Source organism: Paenibacillus sp. Paensp38, from assembly GCF_059491915.1.
Genome location: NZ_CP168516.1, coordinates 4,843,199 through 4,867,500, shown reverse-complemented (window position 1 = coordinate 4,867,500; position 24,302 = coordinate 4,843,199). Strand labels below are relative to the sequence as shown.

Below are 24,302 nucleotides of genomic sequence, written 5' to 3'. Positions count from 1 at the left end.
TTAGTTCCGGGAGTCAGACAGTGAGTGCTAAGATCCATTGTCGAAAGGGAAACAGCCCAGACCATCAGCTAAGGTCCCCAAGTGTGTGTTAAGTGGGAAAGGATGTGGAGTTGCACAGACAACCAGGATGTTGGCTTAGAAGCAGCCACCATTGAAAGAGTGCGTAATAGCTCACTGGTCGAGTGACTCTGCGCCGAAAATGTAACGGGGCTAAACACACCACCGAAGCTATGGCTTGATGCTTTGCATCAGGGGTAGGGGAGCGTTGAATGCGGGTTGAAGGTGTACCGTAAGGAGCGCTGGACTGCATTCAAGTGAGAATGCCGGTATGAGTAACGAAAAGATCTGTGAGAATCAGATCCGCCGAAAGCCTAAGGGTTCCTGAGGAAGGTTCGTCCGCTCAGGGTAAGTCGGGACCTAAGGCGAGGCCGATAGGCGTAGTCGAAGGACAACAGGTCGAAATTCCTGTACCACCGTAATCCGTTATGAGCGATGGGGTGACGCAGTAGGGTAGTGACGCGGACTGATGGATGTCCGTCTAAGCAGTGAGGCTGGTGTGTAGGCAAATCCGCACATCGTTAAGGCTGGGCTGTGATGGGGAGCGAAAATTATAGTAGCGAAGGTCATGATCTCAGACTGCCAAGAAAAGCCTCTAGCCAGGAGAAGGTGCCCGTACCGCAAACCGACACAGGTAGGCGAGAAGAGAATTCTAAGGCGCGCGGAAGAACTCTCGTTAAGGAACTCGGCAAAATGACCCCGTAACTTCGGGAGAAGGGGTGCCTCGGTAGGGTGAATAGCCCGAGGGGGCCGCAGTGAAAAGGCCCAAGCGACTGTTTAGCAAAAACACAGGTCTGTGCGAAGCCGCAAGGCGAAGTATACGGGCTGACGCCTGCCCGGTGCTGGAAGGTTAAGGGGAGTGGTAAGCCTTCGGGCGAAGCTATGAACCGAAGCCCCAGTAAACGGCGGCCGTAACTATAACGGTCCTAAGGTAGCGAAATTCCTTGTCAGGTAAATTCTGACCCGCACGAATGGCGTAACGACTTGGGCGCTGTCTCAACGAGAGATCCGGTGAAATTTTAATACCTGTGAAGATGCAGGTTACCCGCGACAAGACGGAAAGACCCCATGGAGCTTTACTGCAGCTTGATATTGAATTTGGGTACGATCTGTACAGGATAGGTGGGAGCCGTAGAACTTTGAGCGCCAGCTTGAAGGGAGGCATCCTTGGGATACCACCCTGATCGTATCTAGGTTCTAACTTGGTACCGTAATCCGGTGCGAGGACAGTGTCAGGTGGGCAGTTTGACTGGGGCGGTCGCCTCCTAAAGAGTAACGGAGGCGCCCCAAGGTTCCCTCAGAATGGTTGGAAATCATTCGAAGAGTGCAAAGGCAGAAGGGAGCTTGACTGCGAGACCTACAAGTCGAGCAGGGACGAAAGTCGGGCTTAGTGATCCGGTGGTACCGCATGGAAGGGCCATCGCTCAACGGATAAAAGCTACCCTGGGGATAACAGGCTTATCTCCCCCAAGAGTCCACATCGACGGGGAGGTTTGGCACCTCGATGTCGGCTCATCGCATCCTGGGGCTGAAGTAGGTCCCAAGGGTTGGGCTGTTCGCCCATTAAAGCGGTACGCGAGCTGGGTTCAGAACGTCGTGAGACAGTTCGGTCCCTATCTGTCGTGGGCGTAGGAAATTTGAGAGGAGCTGTCCTTAGTACGAGAGGACCGGGATGGACGTACCGCTGGTGTACCAGTTGTTCCGCCAGGAGCACCGCTGGGTAGCTATGTACGGAAGGGATAAGCGCTGAAAGCATCTAAGCGTGAAGCCCCCCTCAAGATGAGATTTCCCAGTATGTAAGACCCCTTGAAGACGACGAGGTAGATAGGTTGGGGGTGGAAGTGCAGTAATGCATGGAGCTGACCAATACTAATCGGTCGAGGGCTTATCCTAAAATAAAACGCAAATGAGTTTCGGATCCAGTTTTCAGGGTGTAACCTTGAAATTGCGCTTGATATTCCAAATCACTTTGTTGAGATACAGAATAACTTGCGGAGTTTTGCTAAGTGAGTCCATTTATATGGAGAGATACCCAAGTGGCTATAAGGGGACCCTCTGCTAAGGGGTTAGACTGCGAAAGTGGTGCGAGGGTTCGAATCCCTCTCTCTCCGCCATTTAGGACAAGCTAGCGAAATATTATGTTATGGCGGTGTAGCTCAGCTGGCTAGAGCGTACGGTTCATACCCGTGAGGTCGGGGGTTCGATCCCCTCCGCCGCTACCATACATACCCAGGAGGCTTAGCTCAGCTGGGAGAGCATCTGCCTTACAAGCAGAGGGTCGGGGGTTCGATCCCCTCAGCCTCCACCATTGTGCCGGTGTAGCTCAACTGGTAGAGCAACTGACTTGTAATCAGTAGGTTGGGGGTTCAAGTCCTCTCGCCGGCACCATTTTTGAATTTTGAAAAATCCAGGGAACTGTGGTGTAGAGGCCTAACATGCCTGCCTGTCACGCAGGAGATCGCGGGTTCGAATCCCGTCAGTTCCGCCATTTTTCAATTCAATAGTTTTACCGTACTAAAGTGGGAAGGGGTATCCCTCCGCACTTTATTTTTTTGTTAATGGATATGGCTCGGTAGCTCAGTCGGTAGAGCAGAGGACTGAAAATCCTCGTGTCGGCGGTTCGATTCCGTCCCGAGCCACCTTTATATGGAGGATTAGCGAAGTGGCCAAACGCATCAGACTGTAAATCTGCTCCCTTACGGGTTCGGTGGTTCGAATCCATCATCCTCCACCAGTTTTACGAGCCATTAGCTCAGTTGGTAGAGCACCTGACTTTTAATCAGGGTGTCGAAGGTTCGAGTCCTTCATGGCTCATCAGAAGTCATCAACTATAGGTTGATGGCTTTTTTTGTATTGTTTTAAGTTATGTTTTTATATAGCTTTTTTATTTTACGGTATCGACAGGTTATAATGAGTTCATTATGTTCGCTTAGTGCTTATTCTATATTCTAAAAAAAAGTGAAGTGGTGATCGCGTGACTCTGGATACAGAATGGATTCAGCAACAGCTTCAGAATATTATTCAAGCGCCTTTTACCATAGTGCCTTGGTGCCCGGAAATGATGGCAGAGGGAGGGACAGCCGATTCAGTTATTCCGGATAGATCGTTTGTCCGTGACAACAAGTTATATTTTCCATTTCGTGCGTCGGCAGGTGAACTGGCTGCATTTGTGGTAGAGGCCAGATATTTGACGGATCGAGAACGGAAACTGGTAGAAGCGCTATTGGGGAACATGGAGCAGGTCTGGCAGAACGGTCCACAATTGTCGGATAACCCGGTTTATAGCGAGGAAGAGCGCATGAATCGTTATGGACAATGGCTTATACAGCAGGCTGCCAATCTAAACAAGGAAGAAGAGGTTCCAGATGAATTGCAGCTTCGTGATTCGCTATCAGCGTGTATGGTTCCGATTTTACTGAATGGCGAGGGAACACAGGAGGGGGCTATTACTTATACCCAGCTCCATCGATTGTTCGCGAGCTATTTTGGAGGGGATGTGCTGCTTACTCCATTGGACAAACAGTCTTGGCTGATTATGGCTAAAAAGGAGCTTTTATTAGGAGCGGACGATGAACGGGATAAAGACACTGAGTCCAGGGATGCAGATTTTACGGAATCGTTGGAGGAGGTTCTCACGGCTTTTAGCTTGGGTCTATATGAGCTTATTGCGAATGAGTGGGTGGGTGTATTCCATTTGGCGGTTTCTAAGCCTTCAATCCCTTTGCAAAGTCTTCCCCAAGAGCTGAATTTGTTATGGGAGACCATACATTTGGGCAAGATTTTTCATGTAACAGAGCACATCCACTTTTCATGGGAGCTTCATTTGGAAAGGCTGTTAAACCGCATTTCCAAGGAACAACGCGTATTATTTTTAGAGCAGGTAATGAAGTCATCTGTCATACTAGAAGACTCAGAAACGATGGCCACATTAGACATCTTTTTTCAACTGGATTGTAATGTGAGTGAGACAGCTAAGCGTCTATATGTGCATCGAAATACGTTGATTTACCGTTTGGACAAGATCAAACAGGAGACTGGATTGGACGTGCGGACGTTTAATGATGCGGTTTTAGTCAAGCTCTATCTTCTATTGTACAAAGTGACAAAAAGGAAATAGCATTTTTGTGCAGTTTGCGAATAGCCATGCTACGGGGACTAGGGTAAGATACAAGTAAGAAATGTATTCGATTTCATAACTTGATCTTAGGGAGGCAAAAGCTATGGCTGGTGTACGTTTAGAGCATATTTTCAAAAAATATCCGGGTGCAGATAAAGCTACGGTTGTTGATGTCAATTTGGACATTCAAGATAAAGAGTTTCTCGTGTTGGTTGGTCCTTCCGGTTGTGGTAAATCTACTACGCTCCGTATGATCGCTGGTCTAGAGGAAATTTCAGACGGTAAATTGTACATTGGAGATCGTGTTGTGAACGACGTGGCTCCAAAGGACCGCGATATCGCGATGGTATTCCAATCCTATGCCTTGTATCCGCATATGAATGTATATCAAAACATGGCTTTTGGTCTGAAACTCCGTAAGGTGAAGAAAGAAGAAATTGACAAACGTGTACGTGAAGCGGCTAAAATCCTTGATATTGAGCATCTGCTGGACCGCAAGCCGAAAGCGTTATCAGGTGGTCAACGCCAGCGTGTTGCCTTGGGACGTGCGATTGTGCGTGACCCGCAAGTGTTCTTGATGGATGAGCCACTGTCCAACTTGGATGCCAAGCTGCGTGGTCAGATGCGTGCGGAAATCACGAAGCTGGCTAAGCGTCTGGAAACGACTGTTATCTACGTAACCCATGACCAGGTCGAAGCCATGACGATGGGTGACCGGATTGTAGTTATGAAGGATGGTATTATCCAACAAGCTGCATCCCCAGATGAACTGTACAACCGTCCAGTGAATCTGTTCGTAGCTGGTTTTATCGGCTCTCCTACGATGAACTTTATCACAGGTAAGCTGGTTGAAAAAGAAGGTGCATTGCATTTTGCTGCGCCGGGTCTGGATCTGTTTGTACCAGAAGGTAAAGGACAGATTTTAAAAGCGAAGGGCTATATCGGGAAAGAAGTGATCTTGGGTATCCGTCCTGAGGATATTCATGAAGAGCCTGTATTCTTGGAGGCTTCTCCGAATACGATCTTTACATCCACTGTGGATGTAACGGAAAACCTCGGTCATGAAATGCTGTTGTACCTGAGCGGTGCTGGAAATGATACGATTATTGCCCGTGTAGACGGACGCTCCAATACTCGTGATGGTGTCAAAGCGAAGTTGGCTGTTGATATGAACAAGGTTCATATTTTTGATAAGGAATCGGAATTGAGTGTTCTGGTTGGCGAATAAAATTTGCCTCTGGAAGAGAGTCGCAGTTTTCCCCGAGCGGAGAACTGCGACTCTTTTTATATATCGCATACGGCTACTAGCTTCGGCATTGCATTCATTGGAAAATTCCGATACGATGGGTACAATGGACAGGTCTAGATGTAGGTTCGTTGGCAGGAGTCCTAGATGGGATCAACCCAGCTGGCGGAATGGAGCTAGCCTGGAACCATATGTTAAATCAAGTGGAGTGTGCATTGGCGCAGGATAGACTGGCGTTGGGGTGTATGGTTAATAGGGTAAAGCTACATAAATCAAGTGACGTATAGAATCTGGTTTTGCAGATGAAGGGGAGAATACAATGGCTAAACAGGTAAAGGTATCCGAGCTTGTACAGCAGTTTCAAATGGAGGTTATTTCCGGTGAAAAAGGTCTGCGAAGACTGATCACAGTGGACGATTTAAATCGCCCAGGTCTGGAGATGGCCGGGTATTTTGAATATCATACACAAGAGCGGGTACAGCTTCTGGGAAGGTCTGAGTTGGCTTTTCTGGGAATGCTTCCTCCTGAGGAACGCCGGGATCGGATGGAGCGTCTGTGTACAGAGCTGACTCCATGCATTATCGTCACACGTGGTCTAGAGGTACCGGCTGAGTTAGTGGAGGCGAGCGCAGAGCGAGATATTCCTGTACTGCGCACTAATATGGCGACGACGATTTTATCAAGCCGCATCACAGGCTTTCTCGAAAGAAAGCTGGCTCCTACAGCAACTATTCATGGTGTACTGTGTGACGTGTATGGCGTGGGAATGCTTATCACAGGAAGTAGTGGAATTGGTAAAAGTGAAACGGCACTGGAACTGGTTAAACGTGGACATCGCTTGGTAGCAGATGACGCGGTAGAAATTCGGCAAACGTCCGATTTTCAGCTGCATGGTACAGCACCTGAGCTGATCCGTCACCTGTTGGAAATTCGTGGCGTGGGCATTATTAATGTGATGACGCTGTTTGGGGCCGGTGCAGTTCGTAATAACAAACGGATTACATTGGTTGTTCGTCTGGAGGCATGGCAGCAGGACAAGCAGTATGACCGTCTTGGTCTTGATGAGGAAACGACACGCATTATTGATACAGATGTTCCACTGGTTACGATTCCAGTTCGTCCGGGCCGAAACTTGGCTGTTATTATCGAGGTGGCGGCGATGAACTATCGTTTGAAACAAATGGGTGTTAATGCAGCCCTGCAATTTACAAACAAGCTGACTGCTACAATTTCTGAAGATATGGAAGAGATGGATTAAGGTTTGTTCGTTTGCAAGGAAGAACGAGGAGTGAGAGAAACATATGTCAACGGCAACATTACTGCTGAATCCGATCGCTTTTTCAATCGGGGCAATCAAGGTCCACTGGTATGGGCTTATTTTGGGGCTGGCGGCGCTTGTGGGTTTATATCTTGCCATCCGTGAAGGAAAAAGATTCGGTATTCCGCAGGACTTTTTTATGGATATGCTGCTTCTGGGTGTTCCCTCAGCTATTATTGGAGCGCGTATTTATTATGTAGCCTTCAAATGGGAAGACTACCGAGATAATCTATGGGATGTTTTTAAAATTTGGAATGGCGGTATTGCGATATACGGTGCCTTGATCGGGGCCATTATATGTGCGGTCATTTATTTCCGGTATAAAGGGTATAACTTCTGGCGTATCACTGATATTTGTGCACCAGGCCTACTGATCGGTCAAGCGATTGGACGCTGGGGTAATTTTGTCAATCAGGAAGCCTACGGTGGACCGACGGAAGAGACATTCTTGCGAAATCAGCTCCATCTGCCGGATTTCATTGTGAATCAGATGAACGTTAACGGGGTGTTCCATCACCCTACATTTTTATATGAATCACTGTGGAGTATTGTAGGTGTGATTTTGCTGCTCGTCATTCGTCGTATGAAATTTGTGCGTGCAGGCGAAATGTTTGCATTTTACTTCATTTGGTACTCAATTGGCCGTTTCTTCATCGAGCGTGTACGGACGGACAGTTTGGCTTTTCAGGGACCGGATTGGCTGGCTTCCTTTGTGAATGCTTTGTGGTCTCCTATGGTATGGCTAGGGTTTGAACCAGGGCATCTGGACCCGAGTTACGGTAATGTACGGATCTCGCAATTGCTGCCTATCTTTATTGTTGTAGCTGCGGTGATTTTCATTTTGGTTCGTCGCCGAAAGGGTACATCTGTTGCTCGATATAGCGATCCGATTATCTCCAGCAAAGCGGGGATTGATCAGGTACCTGACGTGATGCCAGAGCAGGTATCCCGTCCAGGACAGGACGCGGTTCCTCCAACAGCTACGGCGGATAAGCTACCTAAGGAAGACACGGACGAGGACAAGAAGGAGCATCTATGATAAATACAATTTTGTTTGATTTAGACGGCACCATCATGGATACGAATGAGCTGATCATCAGCACATTTCTACACATTTTGAATCATCCGGATGCTGATCCGCTGACGCGGGAGCATATTATTCCTCATATGGGTGGAACGCTAGACGATCAACTCCGTACTTTTTCGGGATTAACGGATGTATCTAGGTTGGTTAAGGACTACCGTGCTTATAATCAGATTCATCATGACCAAATGGTGAAGCCATTTCCATATGTCATTGAGGTCATTCAGGAGTTGCGTGCGAGAGGGATTAAGCTGGGGGTTGTGACAACCAAAATACGACCATCCACGATACGTGTACTTAATCTGTTCAATCTGACTTCCTCAATGGACTATATTGTAACGGTAGACGATGTGGAACATCCAAAGCCACACGCTGAACCAGTGCTCAAGGCCTTGACAGGTTTGAATGCTGAAGCAAAGCATACATTGATGGTCGGAGACAGTTCTTTTGATATTTTGTCAGCTCAGGCAGCAGGTGTGAAATCGGCTGGTGTAGCTTGGTCGCTCAAGGGCGAGGAAACTCTGCGCGGATATGGGCCTGACTACATGTTGCATGATATGCGGGATTTGCTGAAGCTGGAGCTTCAAGGTGTCAATGTATCGTGAGAAGGGTGAACCGCTATCCTGTAGAAGGTCCCAATGCGTTGTGGCAGATTTATCGGACGGTGAGCCGCTGGAAAGGCATTAAGAACTTTATTTTTATACAGATTGCCCGGTATTGTCCTGTGCTTTCTCTGAAAAACGTCATTTACCGCAGAGTGCTGGGGATGAAGGTGGGGCAACATGCGGCCTTCGGCCTGATGGTGATGGTGGATGTTTTTTTTCCGGAGCATATTACGATAGGGAACAATTCGGTCATTGGATATAACACAACGATACTGGCTCACGAATACCTCATACAAGAGTATCGTATCGGTAAAGTGGTGATTGGTGATCATGTGCTTATCGGCGCCAACACAACCATTTTGCCGGGTGTCACCATCGGTGACGGAGCTATCGTAGCAGCCGGAGCGGTCGTGCATAAAGACGTGCCCGCAGGTGCATTTGTAGGTGGCAATCCGTTGCGTGATTTAAGACGCTCTGGTGTGGATGAGTAGGAAATAGCACAATAAGGAAGACCCCTTATATATTAAGGGGTCTTCCTTATTGTTGTTTTTCTGTATAATAAGTGGGGTAATGCATGTTAATTATGTTTAAAAATTGATAACAGACATATTTGCAAAGCGATATGGGAGCGTGTTGATTTGGTCAAAAAAGAACGTATACCAGAGCTTGATGTTTACCGGGGAATATTAATTGCAGCCGTTGTTACCATTCATGCGACTTCAATGGCTTTAATTGATGCGCGCCATTCTCTATTGTTTTACCCTTTTCTATTTTTAAATATGTTTAGTAGCTTTGCGGTGCCAGTATTTATTTTTGTGAGCGGGTTTGTTTTATTTTACAATTATGTCGATAGGCCGCTTCGTGGTAAGAATATGCTTATATTCTTCCGAAAAAGACTGATGTTTATTGTGTTGCCGTACGTTTTGTTTTCTCTTGTGTATTATTTGACCTTGGTAACACGCGGGTTGATGCCGCTCAGTGATCTTCCGCTCGTGCTGTTAACGGGAAAGGCGTACACGCATTTGTATTATGTCATCATCATCATCCAATTTTATTTGGTCTTCCCACTGTTGTTGTGGGGAGTGCAGCGCTTATGTCATTGGATATCGAGTCCACGGAGAGCAGCCTGTATCATTTTGGCAGTAGGGTTAGTCATTCAATGGGGGTTTGTATTGCTGAACAAATATGTTTGGCAAGAGGAAAGAGGAAGTCTCGCGATTACGTATATCAGTTATTTTGCCTTGGGCGCAGCTGTAGCGATTGGATATGAAGGGTTTAAAAAGTGGCTTTTTCCGGTGTCAGGTACAGTAATTAGACGCGGACAGTTGATCAGTTGGTGGGGCTTGTGGGTGGCTTGGCTACTCCTGGGTATAGCATATGTACAAATATGGTTTGTAGCATATCGCGAAGCCATCTATGCAGACTCGCTGATCTATGAACTGCTCCATAATGCATATGCCCTCGTCTCAGCGCTGGTGCTGTTTCAGTTCTCGGTTTTATTATATCGTCATGCTAACGATAGGCTGCGAATGTTAATCAGCTGGCTGGGCTCATGCTCATTCGGCATTTATTTACTTCACCCGGCGTTATTGAGAGTATATCGCAAGCTGGATTTGCACGGAACGCCAGTAGAATATATCTTCTCTGTTACGGGTGGATGGTTGTTGGCGTTGTTTGGCTCATGGTTGATTGTGACGTTGTGTTTTCGATATGTACCATTTGCATGGATCGGTTTGGGCACGGTTCCGAAGTTTTCTTCCCGGAGTAAAGATGAACAAATGAATAGCTAAATATTTTGATTGATTGGACTGTTGGCTTAAGGCTGGCAGTCTTTTTTTAGGATTCGTGTATTTTGCATTGGATAAAATATAGAAAGGGGCAGCGGCTTGGCGAATCTGTAAAAAAGGGCTGCTCCGTTCGGTTGACGTTCACAAGTAGGGCATGATAATATATCGAATATACTTTAGTTTGTTAGCACTTTACCATGATAAAGATATTGTGAAATCATGAGGTGATAGAGATGTCTAAGCCAAAAGGATTCGAGATCCCTGTAGGGGTTCGAGATTATCTTCCACGTGCAGTGTCGAAGCTGCGGGCCATCGAACTGAATGTACTCGAATGCATGGAGCGCTGGGGTTACCGCCAGATCATGACGCCTACGATGGAATACTACGATACGGTAGGAGTGGCTAGTTCTACTTCCGATCGAAAGCTGTTTAAATTACTCAATAACCGGGGAACCACGTTGGTGCTGCGATCGGATATGACCGCTCCCATTGCGCGGGTGGTATCTTCGTTGCTAAAGGAAGAGGAAGTACCACTCCGACTTTCCTACCACGCAAATGTATTTCGGGCGATTGAGGAAGAGGCAGGAAGAGAAGCGGAGTTTTTTCAGACAGGTGTGGAGCTGGTAGGTGATGATTCGCCTGAGGCTGATGCAGAAGTTGTAGCATTGGCTATTGCATCATTACAGGCGGCAGGAGTGGCCTCTTTTAAAATTGCCATGGGACATGTGGGATTTCTGAACGGCTTATTTGAGGAAATCATTCCAGGCCGTCAGGCTGAACAACAAGCGCTAAAGGAACTGTTGCTCAGTCGTGATGTAGTGGGCTACCGAACAGCGATTGAAGCTTTGGGCTTGGCTCCCGAACATCGGGATAAGCTGGAAGCTATTCTTCGGTTGCGCGGTGGAAAAGAAATTTGTGACCAGGCTACCCGTCTTAGTGTGGAGCAGCAGACGATTCAATCCATTGCACATTTGTGCGAGGTGTGGGAAGTACTGGAGGCATACGGCGTATCTGAGCATGTGTTAATCGACCTTACCATGATCGGGGATTTTTCATATTATACAGGAATGACTTTTGAGGGCTATGCGGCGGAGATTGGGTTCCCGGTATGCAACGGGGGTCGCTATGACAATCTGCTTCAGCAGTTTGGTCGATCCGTACCTGCAACGGGATTTGCATTGAAGACAAACCGGATCGTCGATGGTGTGGATGGTATCCAAATGGAGACGAAGCTTCCTGTACTTATCCGTTATGACGAACAGGGACGCCAAGAGGCGTTATCTGCAGCGGCACAGCTACGCGCAACAGGTCTTACTGTAGTAACAGGGCTCACGGGCGGACCGGAAGATCGACGTCGTGAGCAGCAGGGGCTGTACGCAGAGGTATACAGCTATACAGCCGAAGGAAGAGAGCCAGTACAAGGGGGGAACTGCCATGACAGAAACATTGAAAGTAGCCATGCCCAAGGGAAGGATTTATAAGCAGGCTTCCGAGCTGTTTCGCCAGGCGGGGGTTCCAATTCCGCTGGATGTGGACGAAACGCGCAAGCTGGTCATTCCACTGCCTGAGCTAGGCATGGAATTTATTATGGCGAAGCCCGTCGATGTTCCTACGTATGTGGAGTACGGGGCGGCGGACATCGGCATTGTGGGCAAGGATGTTTTGCTGGAAGAAAACAAGGATGTGTATGAACTGCTGGATCTGGGGATTGCCCGTTGTCGGATGTCAGTGATTGCTTTACCAGATTGGCAGCCAGGTATTCGTCAGCGGGTCGCTACAAAGTATCCGAATGTGGCTTCCCAGTATTTTCGGGAGCAAGGCCAACAGGTGGAGGTTATTAAGCTGAATGGCTCCATTGAGCTGGCGCCGTTAATTGGCCTGGCAGACCGCATTGTTGATATGGTAGAGACGGGGCAGACCTTGCGGGAGAATGGATTGGTCGAGCAGATCAGCATACTGGATATTACCAGTCGTCTGATTGCCAATCGGGTCAGCTACCGGATGAAAAACAGCTCGATTCAGGCTTTGTGTGATCGATTGCATCAGGTGATTCCCAATGCGGTGGCACCCCGGGAGTAAATCAACTAAAGGAATAAGCCAAGGGTTAAAGGAGCATTCTGCAAGCTGCAAGTAAGGGGGAATGGACAAATGAAGATTGTATCAGCCCGTGATTTCAGTCTCCAACGGGAGGTGGATTACGGCACACCTGAGCAAAATGAGGCTGTGCGTACCATTATTCAGTCGGTACGCCAAGAGGGGGATGAGGCTGTCCTGCGGTATACGCAATCGTTTGATGGTGTATCGCTGATCGCAGAGCAACTTCGTGTGACGGAGGAAGAATTGAAGGCGGCATATGACAAGGTAGAGCCTTCTTTTTTACAGGCGATTCGAGAAGCGGCGGATAATATCCGTGCTTTTCACATGAAGCAAAAACGTAATTCGTGGATGGATTTACAGCCAGACGGTAGCTTGCTCGGCCAAATTATCCGACCGTTGAAACGTGTAGGCGTGTATGTTCCGGGTGGTAAAGCGGCCTATCCATCCTCGGTGCTGATGAATGTCATTCCCGCTCAGGTGGCTGGTGTACCGGAGATTGTCATGGTGACCCCCCCGGCGACAGGCGGCAAGGCAGGGATAGATCCATATACACTGGTAGCTGCGGCAGAGGCTGGTGTAACGGAAATATATAGGGTTGGCGGAGCGCAGGCGATTGCTTCTCTCGCTTACGGAACACATAGCATTGAACCAGTCGATAAAATTTGCGGTCCCGGTAACATTTATGTAGCGCTGGCGAAGCGCGAGGTGTACGGCGCGGTGGATATCGACAGTATAGCGGGACCAAGTGAAATTGTCGTGTTGGCTGACGACACGGCGAATGCCTCATATGTAGCGGCTGACCTGCTTTCACAGGCGGAACATGACGAGATGGCCTCAGCCATACTGGTTACGCCCTCGCAACGCTTGGCCGAAGAAGTATCAGCTGAAGTACAGCGCCAATTGGCAGAGCTACCGCGTAGAGATATTGCTGCTGCATCGGTGGAGGCATACGGGGCTATCATTGTCGTCGACACTTTGGAAGAGGGCATCCATATTGTAAACCGACTGGCACCAGAACATTTGGAAATTATGACAGAGCAGCCGATGGAGCATGTAGGTCTGATCGAAAACGCGGGAGCTATTTTCCTGGGAGCGTACAGCTCGGAGCCAGTAGGCGATTATTTTGCCGGACCTAACCACATTATTCCGACGAATGGAACGGCACGTTTTTCCTCGCCAGTGGATGTTGATGATTTTATCAAGAAGTCGAGTATGATCTATTACAGCAAAGAAGCGCTACTGCGCAATGGTGAGACGATTATGCAGCTTGCCCGCCATGAAGGACTGGAAGGTCACGCACGGGCGATACAAGTTCGATTGGACAATGAAAAGAAGGCGGTGGATGGCGATGGGGAACGAAAATAACGTAGCAGGACGTACAGGCAGCGTCAGCCGAAAGACGAACGAAACGGACATTCAGCTATCTTTTGCAGTAGACGGCACAGGGCAAGCTGAGATTGAAACGGATGTTCCTTTTCTGAATCACATGCTGGACTTGTTCACCAAGCACGGACACTTTGATCTGAATGTGCAGGCCAGAGGGGATGTGGATATCGACGATCATCATACCGTAGAGGATATTGGTATTTGTCTGGGACAGACCTTGCTGGAAGCATTGGGTGATAAAAAAGGAATTAAGCGCTATGCCAGCGTCTTTGTACCAATGGATGAGGCGCTCGCACAGGTTGTCATTGATCTGAGTAACCGACCTCATTTTGAGTATCGTGCGGAGTATCCATCACAGCAGGTAGGGAGCTTTTCGACAGAGCTGGTGCATGAATTTCTGTGGAAATTTGCGTTGGAGGCTCGCATGACGCTACACGTCATCGTTCACTACGGGCAAAATACCCACCATATGATTGAGGCGGTGTTCAAAGCGCTGGGACGTGCATTGGATGAAGCGACATCCATTGATCCACGGGTGACGGGAGTGCCTTCAACGAAGGGAGTGCTGTAGCCCATGTCCATTGCCATTGTGGATTACGGCAGAGGCAATCTGCATAGTGTGAGCAAGGCAGTTGAGCGTCTTGGCTATGAGGCTGTAGTAACGGGAGATGCCCAAGTGATTCGTTCCTCCAGCGGTGTGATTTTGCCGGGTGTAGGGGCATTCGGGGATGCTATGGAGCATTTACGTTCCAGCGGATTGGATCGGGTGATTCAGGAGGTTGCAAGCGCTGGACAACCACTGCTCGGTGTTTGTCTAGGAATGCAACTGTTGTTCACTCGTGGTGAAGAATACGGCAGTCACGAAGGGCTTAATATCTTACCAGGTGAGGTCGTTCGGTTTGCTCCTGATCTGGGGGTTAAAGTGCCGCATATGGGCTGGAATCGTCTGCGTATGACTCAGCCGAACCACCCGTTGTTACAGGGCTTGGAGGAAGGACATGTGTATTTCGTACATTCCTATCATGCGAAGCCGGAGGCCGAAAGTGACCTACTGGCGGTGACTGACTACGGTGGGCCCGTAACGGCTATCGTGGGCAGAGGCCATGTATATGGCATGCAGTTCCACCCGGAGAAAAGCGGGGAAATGGGGATGCGGTTGCTTCGACAGTTTTTGGAACTGGCGGAAGCGGAAAAGCGAGCGTAACGATTCATGTGTCTATAGTTGAGGGTACGCCAACTTTGGTCGTTGATGGATGTAAAGGCATATAGATGTTGAATAGCTCACAAGGGGGTCATACTTTGTTCACGATATACCCAGCGATTGATATTCGCGATGGCAAATGTGTACGACTGGTACAAGGAGATTATAGCCAGGAGACGATATACAACGAAAACCCAGTGGAGGTTGCCCAAGAATGGGAGCGTATGGGCGGCTCCTACATTCACTTGGTTGATTTGGACGGTGCTAAAGCAGGCCAACCGGTGAACGATGAGCTCATTGGGCGCATCGCTTCTGCGGTGCAAGTGCCTGTACAAGTGGGTGGCGGCTTGCGTACGCGTGAACATGTGGAGCGGCTGTTGTCGTTGGGAGTGAGCCGTGTGATCTTGGGTACGGCAGCGATTGAGGACCGTGCTTTTACGGAAGCGGTATTGGGTACCTACGGTGATCGGATCGCCATTGGTCTGGATGCACGGAATGGCTATGTGGCCACGCGCGGATGGCTTGAAACCTCGGAGGTTCGAGCGGACGAATTGGCTGCTGAGTTGGCCTCCAAGGGAGCGGAAACGTTCATTTTCACAGACATTTCCCGCGACGGAATGATGCAAGGCCCGAATGTCGAGGCGGTCGTAGCGCTTGCGAAAAGCAGTGGACGAACCGTGATCGCTTCCGGCGGTGTCAGTAAGATGGAAGATCTAATCACGCTGAGCACCTATGCGAAGGAGGGTGTAGGTGGTGCTATTGTGGGTAAAGCATTGTATACAGGGAGCATTGATTTACAGGTTGCCATACAAGCTGTAGCAAAGGCATAGGGGGAGTAGGCATGCTGGCTAAACGTATTATTCCCTGCTTGGATGTAAAGGATGGCAGGGTGGTTAAGGGCGTTAATTTTGTGAACTTACGCGATGCAGGTGATCCGGTGGAATTGGCGGCGCTTTATGACCGGGAAGGGGCAGATGAAATCGTATTTCTGGATATTTCTGCTTCAGTTGAAGGGCGTGCCACCATGGAAGAAGTAGTTCGTCAGACAGCCGGGGAAATTGCCATTCCTTTCACCGTAGGTGGCGGGATATCTCATGTCGATGATATGAAACGCATTTTGCGTGCCGGGGCTGATAAAATCGGCGTAAATACGGCGGCTGTCCGTAATCCTCAGCTGATTGCGGAGGGGGCGCGCAGCTTTGGCTCACAATGTATCGTTGTTGCCATTGATGCCAAGTACAACGAGGCGTGGGACGAGTGGGAAGTATATACCCACGGAGGCCGCACGCCATCTGGTATTCGCGCCTTGGCCTGGGCCAAGGAAGCTGAACAGTTGGGAGCCGGTGAGATTCTGCTAACCAGCATGAATGCGGACGGAACCAAGGACGGCTTTGACCTGCCGCTGACTTCTGCGGTATCGGATACCGTCGGAATTCCAGTTATTGCTTCTGGCGGAGCAGGCAAACAGGATCATTTCTATGACGTGTTTACGGCGGGCAGAGCGGATGCTGGATTAGCAGCAACGATTTTTCACTATAAAGAAATAGGAATCCCTGACCTAAAACGGGATTTGAAGCGCAGAGGAGTGGAGATACGATGAGCAACGAATTGAACCAACAGCTATCTCTGGAGCAGATACTGGATAATGTCCGCTGGAATGAGGTGGGTCTTGTCTCGGCGATTGTGCAGGATGATGCCACCCTTCAGGTGCTTACGCTGGCCTACATGAACCGCGAGTCGCTGAAACTGTCTTTGGAGTCGGGAGAGACCTGGTTCTGGTCTCGTTCCAGACAGGAGCTGTGGCACAAGGGGGCTACTTCAGGGAATACGCAAAAAATCACTTCCATCCAGTTGGATTGTGACGGTGATGCTCTGTTGGTACGTGTCATTCCGAACGGTCCTGCCTGTCATACAGGAGCAACGAGCTGCTTTTTCCGTGATATTTCCGCGCCAGGGACGGCTGTAGCACCTGTTGCAGGAAATGCAGGAGACCACACGTTGGTAAATCAAACCGATGATATTTCCAGTGCTTCAGCAGACCGCTTTGAGGTACTTGCCCAGCTGGAGGCGATTATTAAGGAGCGCGAGGAGACACGACCTGAAGGAGCCTATACGACCTATCTTTTTGATAAAGGTGTAGACAAAATCTTGAAAAAGGTTGGCGAGGAAGCATCCGAGACGATCATTGCCGCCAAAAATAAAGATAATGATGAACTGCGCCTGGAGGTTAGCGACCTGATTTATCACCTGCTGGTGCTGTTGCAGGAGCGCAAGCTACCGCTAGATCACGTGCTGGCTGAGCTGAATCGCCGTCATGAACGACCTCGTCGTGATTAGTACGATTTGTTGTAGTGTTGAAAGAGGGAGGATCGCATGAAAATTGACTATCATACGCATCACGCCCGCTGTGGGCATGCCATAGGGAGTCTGGAAGAGTATGTACAGCAGGGAATTCGGCTGGGGCTGGATCAGCTCGGCTTGTCCGATCACATGCCACTACTGCATGTAAAACCGGCTGACTATTACCCGGAAATGGCGATGCCTATGGAGGAGCTGCCCCGATACGTGGAAGAATGTTTGGAACTGAAGGAACGTTTTAAAGAGCAAATTGATATTCGTGTTGGCTTGGAAGGCGACTACATTGAGGGCTGGGAACGAGAAATCGAAGATATCATCACCGCGTATCCCTGGGATTATGTGATTGGTTCCGTCCATTTTCTAGGTGAATGGGATATCACGGACTTCCGTCAGGTACACCATTGGGAAGGCAAAAATGTGCTTGAGGTGTACCGCACGTATTATAATGCAGTTTCTAAGGCGGCAGCTACCGGTTTGTATGACATCATGGGGCATTTGGATGTCATTAAGCGCTTCGGCTATCATCCGAAGCCGGAGGAAATGGAGGAGCTGCGTGAACTGGAGCGCTCCGCACTCTCAGCCGTTGCCCGCAGCGGTCGGGCGATGGAACTGAATGCATCAGGGCTTTCGAAGCCCTGTGCTGAGATGTTCCCGAGCCGCCGCATGCTGGACGAAGCTTTTTCGCTAGGCATCCCGCTGACCGTAGGATCGGATGCCCATGATCCGGCGAAGCTGTCCGAGCACTTGGAGAAGGCACGCGCGCTTCTATATGAAGTCGGCTATCGCGAGCTTGCCGTATTTCAGCATCGCGAGCGCTCGCCGGTGCCGCTGACGCTTTAATTATTACGTTTATTGGGTCTAAGTATCATATCCAGTGGCTAGCCGAACGCTCCCTATGTATACAGGGAAAAGCGCTCGGCTATTTAGCGTATTCTTGTATATATATCTATTGTATACGAGCATATATCCGTTTTTTGGAATGAGGTAGGATCGACTGTCAAGTCGTTTTGAAGTTGTGGTATACTGAAGGGTATGAACATGTCAGTTACTTTTAAAGGAGGTGCCTTGGTTATTTATGAAAGGGAAACATCTGCGAGTATCGGAACCTAGCCCTAAGATTATTGCTTTGCGTTTCGACGCATCTTTCTTTTTTGAGAAAGCTGTGCGCTCGCTTGATCGCAATCATTATGACAAGGCATTGAAATATTTTCGCAAAGCCGTTGAATATGAACCGGATAATCCGGTGAATCATTGCAATATGGCGGGTATATTATCAGAGATGGGGGATTATGCAGGTTCGAATGAGATCCTGTCCTCTGTTCTGAGTGACGTAGACTCGTCGATGACAGAGTGTTATTTCTATATGGCGAATAATTACGCTAATATGGAGCAGTTTGAAGAAGCGGAGAAAGCATTGGTCACGTACCTGGAGGAGGACGAAGAAGGCCAGTTTCTTGATGAAGCGGAGGAAATGATGGAGCTGCTCTATTATGAGCTGGACCGTCCAACGAAGCTGAACCGCATTAAGGCCCGGCAGGGAGTAGTAGAGCATGATCAGGCTCGTGTCCTGCTGGAGGAGGGGAAATTTGCTCAGGCAGCCCAGTTGCTCAAGCAAATTTCAGAGGAACAACCGGATATGTTCGCTGCGCGAAATAATCTGGCGTTAGCGTATTACTACATGGGATTGTTCCAAAATGCTAAGGCTACCATTATTCAAGTGTTGGAGGATGAGCCGGGGAATTTACACGCATTGTGCAACTTGGCGATCTTTTATCAGCACGAGGGCGGCGGCCCGGAATTGGATCGTCTGGTGCAGACTTTGGCGGTCACTATACCGTTTCAGGAGGAGCAGGTATTCAAGCTGGCGACCACTATGGGCATTCTCGGACGCCATGAGGAGGCCTACAGACATTTCCGCAGGTTGCTTCATGGCGATGGAGAGAACAATGCGGACGCTTCTTTGTACCATTACACGGCGGTAGCTGCCAGCAATACGGGAAGATATGCGGAAGCACGGCGGTTGTGGAGTCATTTGCAAAAGCAGGATGCTTCCTCGGAAGTTCCGCGGTTTTTCCTGTCCCGACTGGAGGAACTCCAGCAGGAGGGTACACCGCTGCAAGTGCTCAGCTATCATTATCATCTCCCGTTTGAGGAGCAATTCCGCATGTGGGAGAAGTTTGGTGCTGACCAGGTGCCTGACAGCATGAAGAAGGACCCGCTAATCCGGTCATCCTTCTTCTGGGCCTTGCGCCACGGGGACCGGGCGACTCAGCTTCAGGTCATTCAGGCGTTAAGCTTGATCGGTGATGATGAGGTGCGTCAGGCACTGGAGTCCTTCGTAGAAGACCCGGACCAGGAGGATGAGCTGAAACGCCGTGCCTTGCAAGTATTGCAAGAGCTGACGGAGCAGGGTGAGCAGAAAATGTACCCGGAAACGGAACGTTCTGATCAGTTGGAGGTTGAGAACGATCCTCATACAATTGAAGGTGATGTATCTGCCTCCCCGGTTGATCCACAATGGCAGGCAGTGCTGGATAAGGTACTGACCGTTATGAGCAAGCCATCCGATCCGGTCATGCAGCACGACTTGAGATCGCTGTGGCTGGAGTATTTGGATCGGCTTGCCCCGGAAGTTCCGATGGTTCAGCATACTGAGGGATGGGCAGCGGCGCTGGAATATTTGACTGCCAAAATGCATCATCATTCAGTCACCTATCAGGAAGTAGCCGATCGCTATGGTATTTCCGTATCGACCGTAAGCCGCTATGCACGCCAGATTGACAGCGTGTGTGGTATCAAACAGAAGCTGAAGCAGCCGCTCTCCACGTTTAAAAAGCAGGTCTGAGACCTGCTCCAAACATCACTTAAAGGAGGCAACAAACGTATGTATAAATCCATAATTATTGGTACAGGTCCTGCAGGCTACACAGCGGCTATTTATTTGGCACGTGCTAACATGAATCCGCTGATCATTGAAGGGATGCAGCCCGGTGGGCAGCTTACTACAACGACCGAAATTGAAAATTTTCCGGGTTTTGAGCAAGGTATCCTCGGGCCTGAACTGATGGATAATATGCGCAAGCAGGCTGAACGTTTTGGCGCTGAATTTACTTCCGGTTGGGTAGAGGAAGTGGATTTTAGCAAACGTCCTTTTAAAGTGAAGGTAGAGGGTAAAGGCATCATTGAGGCGGAGTCGGTCATTATTGCTACAGGTGCGTCCGCCAAATATCTTGGTATTCCGGGTGAGCAGGACAATGTAGGTCGCGGAGTCAGCACTTGCGCAACTTGCGATGGCTTCTTTTTCCGCGGGAAAAAGATTGTCGTGGTTGGCGGTGGCGATTCAGCCATGGAGGAAGCGAGCTTCTTGACCCGTTTTGCTTCCAGTGTAACCTTGGTCCATCGTCGCGATGAGTTGCGGGCATCCAAAATTATGCAAGATCGCGCGCGTGAGAACGAAAAAGTACATTGGGCATTAAACCGGACTCCTCTGGAAGTTGTGACGGGAGAATCTGGTTTAAAGGGTTTGAAGGTACACAATAATGAGACCAATCAGGATGAGCTGATTGAGGTAGATGGCGTGTTCGTAGCCATCGGGCATACACCGAATACAGGTTTCCTGAACGGACAAATCCATACGGATGAACACGGCTATATTGTAGTGAAGCCAGGCACAACGGAAACGAACATCCCCGGAGTTTTTGCCTGTGGGGACGTACAGGATAATCGTTACCGTCAAGCGATTACGGCTGCGGGAACGGGCTGTATGGCGGCTATGGACTGCGAGAAATATCTCGAAGGCAGTGCTGTTCACGACTGGAGCGAAACACTGGATCAATAAAAGCGTGTCTATAGTACACAAAAAGGCTAACGGGAGAGCGAAGGAAACCTCTGTTATGCCACATCTTTTGTTCAGGAAGAGAAAGCCTGCTGCGTTTGCACGGGCTTTCTCCTTTTTATGGGTGCATAAGGTTAAAAGTTCCTCTAATCGTACACTTTTCAACAAGGAAGTGTCCTTGACCGTAACGAGGGCTTCAATTATAGTTGGAACGTAGGATTACTATTATGAAGTAGGAATTATAAGCATATATTTCATACCAGGTTTTTAAGTAAACATAAAGGTGGCTTGGAACATGTCTGAAAGTATCTATGTGGGTGTCGATTTGGGCGGTACAGCGATTAAAGTAGGCATTTGTAATGAGAACGGACAGCTTTTGCACACATACGAGGGACCAACCGAAACCGATAAAGGTGTAGATGTTGTCATTGGTAATATCGAAAAATATGTGCGGCACATTGTTGAGGAATCTCCTTATGAGTGGGATCAACTCAAGGGTGTCGGTGCAGGCGTTGCAGGTTTTACGAATGTTCGTGATGGTATTATTGTCCTCGCTCCTAATATTGGCTTTCGTGACGTACCGATCCGTGCGCTCCTAGAGAACCGGATTGGCAAGCCTGTGAAAATAGACAATGATGCGAATGTTGCTGCGCTAGGTGAGGCTTGGGCTGGTGCAGGCAAAGGCATCGAAAACTGCGTATGCTATACCCTGGGAACAGGAGTAGGTGGCGGTATTATTATAAACGGTAGAATATACCAAGGTTCTTCAGGCATGGCCGGGGAAATTGGTCATATCAGCGTCGTACCTGATCTGGAGGCAATTCAGTGTGGATGCGGCAAAATGGGTTGCTTGGAAACTGTATCTTCTGCAACAGGCATCATTCGTATGGCCAAGGATGCTGTGGAACGTGGCGACCGGACCTCTCTGGCGCTGGAGGATCAAATTGCCGCCAAGGAAGTATTTGATGCTGCTAAAGCCGGGGATGAAGTCGCACTGCGTATCGTGAACCGGGCTGCCTTTTATTTGGGGAAATCCATGGCAGCGGTTGCCGCTGTGCTTAATCCAGAGTTGTTTATTATAGGCGGCGGTGTTTCTAAAGCAGGCGACTTTTTGTTTGAAGAGATGCGTCGCGTATACGCCAAGCTGGCACCTGAACCGCTTCAAAAAGGTGTATATATCGTACCAGCGGTGTTAGGCAATGACGCGGGTGTTGTAGGGGCTGCAGGGTTGCTGCTACGCTCCTGACCACAGGTTACTGATAATACGGGTACTGGCATAGAGCGAAGAAGCAAAAGGAGAGGGAAGTCCATATGACAGATAACCTAAAAAATGCTGCGCCGTGGGCAACGCTCATTATTATTACGGGGATGTCAGGCGCAGGGAAGACCATTGCGGTTCAGAGCCTGGAAGACTTGGGCTTCTTCTGTGTTGATAATTTGCCCCCTGTACTGATTCCCAAATTTGCAGAGTTGATTGAGCAGTCTAATGGTAAAATAGGCAAGGTTGCACTCGTCATTGATTTACGCGGACGAGAATTTTTCACTGCCTTGTCGGAATCGTTGAATTATATTAAAGATCATTTTACGATTCATTGTGAAATTTTATTCTTAAATGCGAATGATGGCGTTCTCGTACAGCGGTATAAGGAAAGTCGTAGACGTCATCCGCTGGCTCCAGACGGTATGCCTTTGGATGGGATTCGGTTGGAGCGCAAGATGTTGGAAGAACTAAAAAGCTCGGCTACACAGGTTATTGACACAAGTGTGATGAAGCCTGCAACTTTAAAGGCAAGGATTATTTCACGATTTTCTCATCTGGAGAGCAGTATGCTTTCCGTGAACATTACTTCTTTTGGCTTCAAGTATGGTATTCCCATTGATGCCGATCTTATATTCGATGTGCGCTTCCTGCCTAATCCCCACTATGTGGATCAACTACGTCCCCACACTGGACAGGATAGCGATGTATATGATTATGTCATGAAATGGCCCGAGACTCAGGCATTCTTGACCAAGTTGCTGGATATGTTACACTTTTTGATTCCGCAATATCGCAAAGAAGGCAAAAGCCAGGTCATTATCGGCATTGGCTGTACTGGCGGTAAGCATCGTTCTGTTGCAATATCGGAGTATTTAGGAAAAATGCTGGGTGCCAGCGAGACAGAATCTGTTTCTGTTTCGCATCGGGATGCTGATCGGGACCGGCATTAATGAGGTGAAATCATGAAAGAGACCGGATCACAACGGGAGCGCCCACGTATAGTTGTTATGGGCGGCGGAACCGGCTTGTCCGTCATGCTGCGGGGCTTAAAGCAAAAGCCGCTAGATATTACGGCTATTGTTACAGTCGCTGACGATGGCGGAAGTTCCGGGATTTTGCGCAGTGAGCTGCAGATGCCCCCCCCAGGGGATATTCGCAATGTGCTGACTGCCTTGGCTGACGTGGAACCAGTGATGTCAGATATGCTGAAATACCGTTTCGGTGCGGGATCAGGATTGTCAGGCCATAGTCTGGGCAATCTGATTTTAGCAGCGATGACCGATATATCGGGAGATTTTGTAACGGCGGTGCGTGAGCTTAGCCGTGTATTTGCTGTCCGGGGACGTGTGCTGCCAGCAGCCGAGGAAGGCGTTGTGCTAAGCGCCGAAATGGAGGATGGCACGGTGATTACCGGAGAGTCCAAGATCCCAGAAGCGGGCGGACGAATCAAACGCGTCTTTCTTGAACCGACTCACGTGGAGCCGTTGCCTGAGGCTGTAGAGGCCATTAATGAAGCTGATGCGATTTTGATTGGCCCCGGCAGTCTATATACCAGCATATTACCGAATTTGCTTGTACCTAAACTCGCTGAAGCTGTAGTGAAATCAGACGCTATCAAAATATTTGTCTGTAACGTTATGACCCAGCCTGGTGAAACCGATGGCTATACAGTAGGAGACCATCTGCAAGCTATTTTTGAGCATGTAGGGCATCATCTCTTCGACTATGTCATTGTAAATAACGGAGAAATTCCACCCCAAGTACAGGAAATGTATGCCGAGCAGGGAGCCAAGCCAGTTCAAGTAGACATGGGCGAGCTGACCGACCGGGGATATAAAGTGGTGGCAGATACATTAGTTCTGTTCCGCACGTATTTACGGCATGATGCAGACAAATTGAGCCAGCATATTTACCAATTGGTACAAAACTGGATATTAAGAAGGAGGTGAG

The 24,302-nt window shown here is 48.9% G+C and carries 21 protein-coding genes, 8 tRNA genes and 1 rRNA gene (1 of these 30 cut by a window edge); all 30 read left to right on the top strand.

Features of this window, described 5'->3' with window-relative positions:
- Positions 1-1,950: ribosomal RNA gene (locus tag ACEN8J_RS21560) — 23S ribosomal RNA — on the top strand; it begins 979 nt to the left of the window's first position.
- 129 nt (positions 1,951-2,079) lie between these two features.
- Positions 2,080-2,171: transfer RNA gene (locus ACEN8J_RS21555), tRNA-Ser, on the top strand.
- A gap of 31 nt (positions 2,172-2,202) precedes the next feature.
- Positions 2,203-2,279, top strand: a tRNA-Met gene (locus tag ACEN8J_RS21550).
- A 10-nt stretch (positions 2,280-2,289) separates the two neighbouring features.
- Positions 2,290-2,365 (top strand) — tRNA-Val (locus tag ACEN8J_RS21545).
- Positions 2,366-2,369: 4 nt separating this feature from the next.
- Positions 2,370-2,445: transfer RNA gene (locus ACEN8J_RS21540), tRNA-Thr, on the top strand.
- Positions 2,446-2,468: 23 nt separating this feature from the next.
- A tRNA-Asp gene (locus tag ACEN8J_RS21535) sits at positions 2,469-2,545 on the top strand.
- Between the two features lie 78 nt (positions 2,546-2,623).
- Positions 2,624-2,696: transfer RNA gene (locus tag ACEN8J_RS21530), tRNA-Phe, on the top strand.
- 9 nt (positions 2,697-2,705) lie between these two features.
- A tRNA-Tyr gene (locus ACEN8J_RS21525) sits at positions 2,706-2,791 on the top strand.
- 7 nt (positions 2,792-2,798) lie between these two features.
- Positions 2,799-2,871 (top strand) — tRNA-Lys (locus tag ACEN8J_RS21520).
- Between the two features lie 160 nt (positions 2,872-3,031).
- Positions 3,032-4,174: a PucR family transcriptional regulator gene (locus ACEN8J_RS21515; protein ID WP_029519023.1), complete on the top strand. Its 1,143-nt coding sequence runs from the start codon at positions 3,032-3,034 to the stop codon at positions 4,172-4,174.
- 103 nt (positions 4,175-4,277) lie between these two features.
- The gene (locus ACEN8J_RS21510) at positions 4,278-5,402 is read left to right on the top strand and encodes an ABC transporter ATP-binding protein (RefSeq protein ID WP_029519022.1); all 1,125 of its coding nucleotides are present in this window, start codon (positions 4,278-4,280) and stop codon (positions 5,400-5,402) included.
- Between the two features lie 337 nt (positions 5,403-5,739).
- A complete protein-coding gene (hprK, locus tag ACEN8J_RS21505; RefSeq protein ID WP_029519020.1) occupies positions 5,740-6,678 on the top strand; it encodes an HPr(Ser) kinase/phosphatase in 939 nt (312 codons plus the stop codon).
- A gap of 43 nt (positions 6,679-6,721) precedes the next feature.
- The gene (gene lgt, locus ACEN8J_RS21500) at positions 6,722-7,777 is read left to right on the top strand and encodes a prolipoprotein diacylglyceryl transferase (RefSeq protein WP_340953641.1); all 1,056 of its coding nucleotides are present in this window, start codon (positions 6,722-6,724) and stop codon (positions 7,775-7,777) included.
- On the top strand, positions 7,774-8,427 hold the full coding sequence (gene ppaX / locus ACEN8J_RS21495; protein ID WP_029519017.1) for a pyrophosphatase PpaX: 654 nt from the start codon (positions 7,774-7,776) through the stop codon (positions 8,425-8,427). The genes lgt and ppaX overlap by 4 nt, the downstream gene beginning before the upstream one ends.
- Complete coding sequence (locus ACEN8J_RS21490; RefSeq protein WP_029519016.1) at positions 8,424-8,918, top strand: acyltransferase; 495 nt, start codon at positions 8,424-8,426, stop codon at positions 8,916-8,918. Before ppaX ends, ACEN8J_RS21490 begins: the two co-directional genes overlap by 4 nt.
- 147 nt (positions 8,919-9,065) lie before the next feature.
- Entirely contained in the window at positions 9,066-10,217 is a 1,152-nt protein-coding gene (locus ACEN8J_RS21485; protein WP_029519014.1) for an acyltransferase, read from the top strand.
- Between the two features lie 230 nt (positions 10,218-10,447).
- Positions 10,448-11,695, top strand: coding sequence for an ATP phosphoribosyltransferase regulatory subunit (locus ACEN8J_RS21480; RefSeq protein ID WP_029519012.1), 1,248 nt, complete (start codon positions 10,448-10,450; stop codon positions 11,693-11,695).
- Positions 11,649-12,293: an ATP phosphoribosyltransferase gene (hisG, locus tag ACEN8J_RS21475; RefSeq protein WP_029519011.1), complete on the top strand. Its 645-nt coding sequence runs from the start codon at positions 11,649-11,651 to the stop codon at positions 12,291-12,293. Before ACEN8J_RS21480 ends, hisG begins: the two co-directional genes overlap by 47 nt.
- Before the next feature lie 69 nt (positions 12,294-12,362).
- On the top strand, positions 12,363-13,676 hold the full coding sequence (gene hisD, locus ACEN8J_RS21470) for a histidinol dehydrogenase (RefSeq protein ID WP_069012128.1): 1,314 nt from the start codon (positions 12,363-12,365) through the stop codon (positions 13,674-13,676).
- Positions 13,660-14,268, top strand: coding sequence for an imidazoleglycerol-phosphate dehydratase HisB (gene hisB, locus ACEN8J_RS21465; protein WP_029519009.1), 609 nt, complete (start codon positions 13,660-13,662; stop codon positions 14,266-14,268). Before hisD ends, hisB begins: the two co-directional genes overlap by 17 nt.
- A gap of 3 nt (positions 14,269-14,271) precedes the next feature.
- Complete coding sequence (hisH, locus tag ACEN8J_RS21460) at positions 14,272-14,901, top strand: imidazole glycerol phosphate synthase subunit HisH (protein WP_029519007.1); 630 nt, start codon at positions 14,272-14,274, stop codon at positions 14,899-14,901.
- Positions 14,902-14,996: 95 nt separating this feature from the next.
- The gene (gene hisA, locus ACEN8J_RS21455) at positions 14,997-15,728 is read left to right on the top strand and encodes a 1-(5-phosphoribosyl)-5-[(5-phosphoribosylamino)methylideneamino]imidazole-4-carboxamide isomerase (protein WP_029519006.1); all 732 of its coding nucleotides are present in this window, start codon (positions 14,997-14,999) and stop codon (positions 15,726-15,728) included.
- A gap of 11 nt (positions 15,729-15,739) precedes the next feature.
- Complete coding sequence (gene hisF, locus ACEN8J_RS21450) at positions 15,740-16,498, top strand: imidazole glycerol phosphate synthase subunit HisF (protein WP_241113450.1); 759 nt, start codon at positions 15,740-15,742, stop codon at positions 16,496-16,498.
- Entirely contained in the window at positions 16,495-17,235 is a 741-nt protein-coding gene (gene hisIE / locus ACEN8J_RS21445) for a bifunctional phosphoribosyl-AMP cyclohydrolase/phosphoribosyl-ATP diphosphatase HisIE (protein ID WP_029519003.1), read from the top strand. Before hisF ends, hisIE begins: the two co-directional genes overlap by 4 nt.
- A gap of 36 nt (positions 17,236-17,271) precedes the next feature.
- Positions 17,272-18,096: a histidinol-phosphatase HisJ gene (hisJ, locus tag ACEN8J_RS21440; protein WP_069012124.1), complete on the top strand. Its 825-nt coding sequence runs from the start codon at positions 17,272-17,274 to the stop codon at positions 18,094-18,096.
- 235 nt (positions 18,097-18,331) lie between these two features.
- Positions 18,332-20,101: a tetratricopeptide repeat protein gene (locus ACEN8J_RS21435; RefSeq protein WP_029518999.1), complete on the top strand. Its 1,770-nt coding sequence runs from the start codon at positions 18,332-18,334 to the stop codon at positions 20,099-20,101.
- A 39-nt stretch (positions 20,102-20,140) separates the two neighbouring features.
- Positions 20,141-21,094 (top strand): thioredoxin-disulfide reductase, encoded by a 954-nt coding sequence (gene trxB / locus ACEN8J_RS21430; RefSeq protein WP_029518998.1) that lies wholly within the window; start codon positions 20,141-20,143, stop codon positions 21,092-21,094.
- 292 nt (positions 21,095-21,386) lie between these two features.
- A complete protein-coding gene (locus ACEN8J_RS21425; RefSeq protein ID WP_029518997.1) occupies positions 21,387-22,337 on the top strand; it encodes an ROK family glucokinase in 951 nt (316 codons plus the stop codon).
- 65 nt (positions 22,338-22,402) lie between these two features.
- Positions 22,403-23,302 carry an RNase adapter RapZ gene (rapZ, locus tag ACEN8J_RS21420; protein ID WP_013308254.1) on the top strand — a complete coding sequence of 300 codons (900 nt, stop codon included), beginning with the start codon at positions 22,403-22,405 and terminating at the stop codon, positions 23,300-23,302.
- Positions 23,303-23,314: 12 nt separating this feature from the next.
- Positions 23,315-24,301, top strand: a complete 987-nt coding sequence (locus tag ACEN8J_RS21415) for a gluconeogenesis factor YvcK family protein (protein WP_023986485.1) — start codon at positions 23,315-23,317, stop codon at positions 24,299-24,301.
- Position 24,302: the final 1 nt, after the last annotated feature.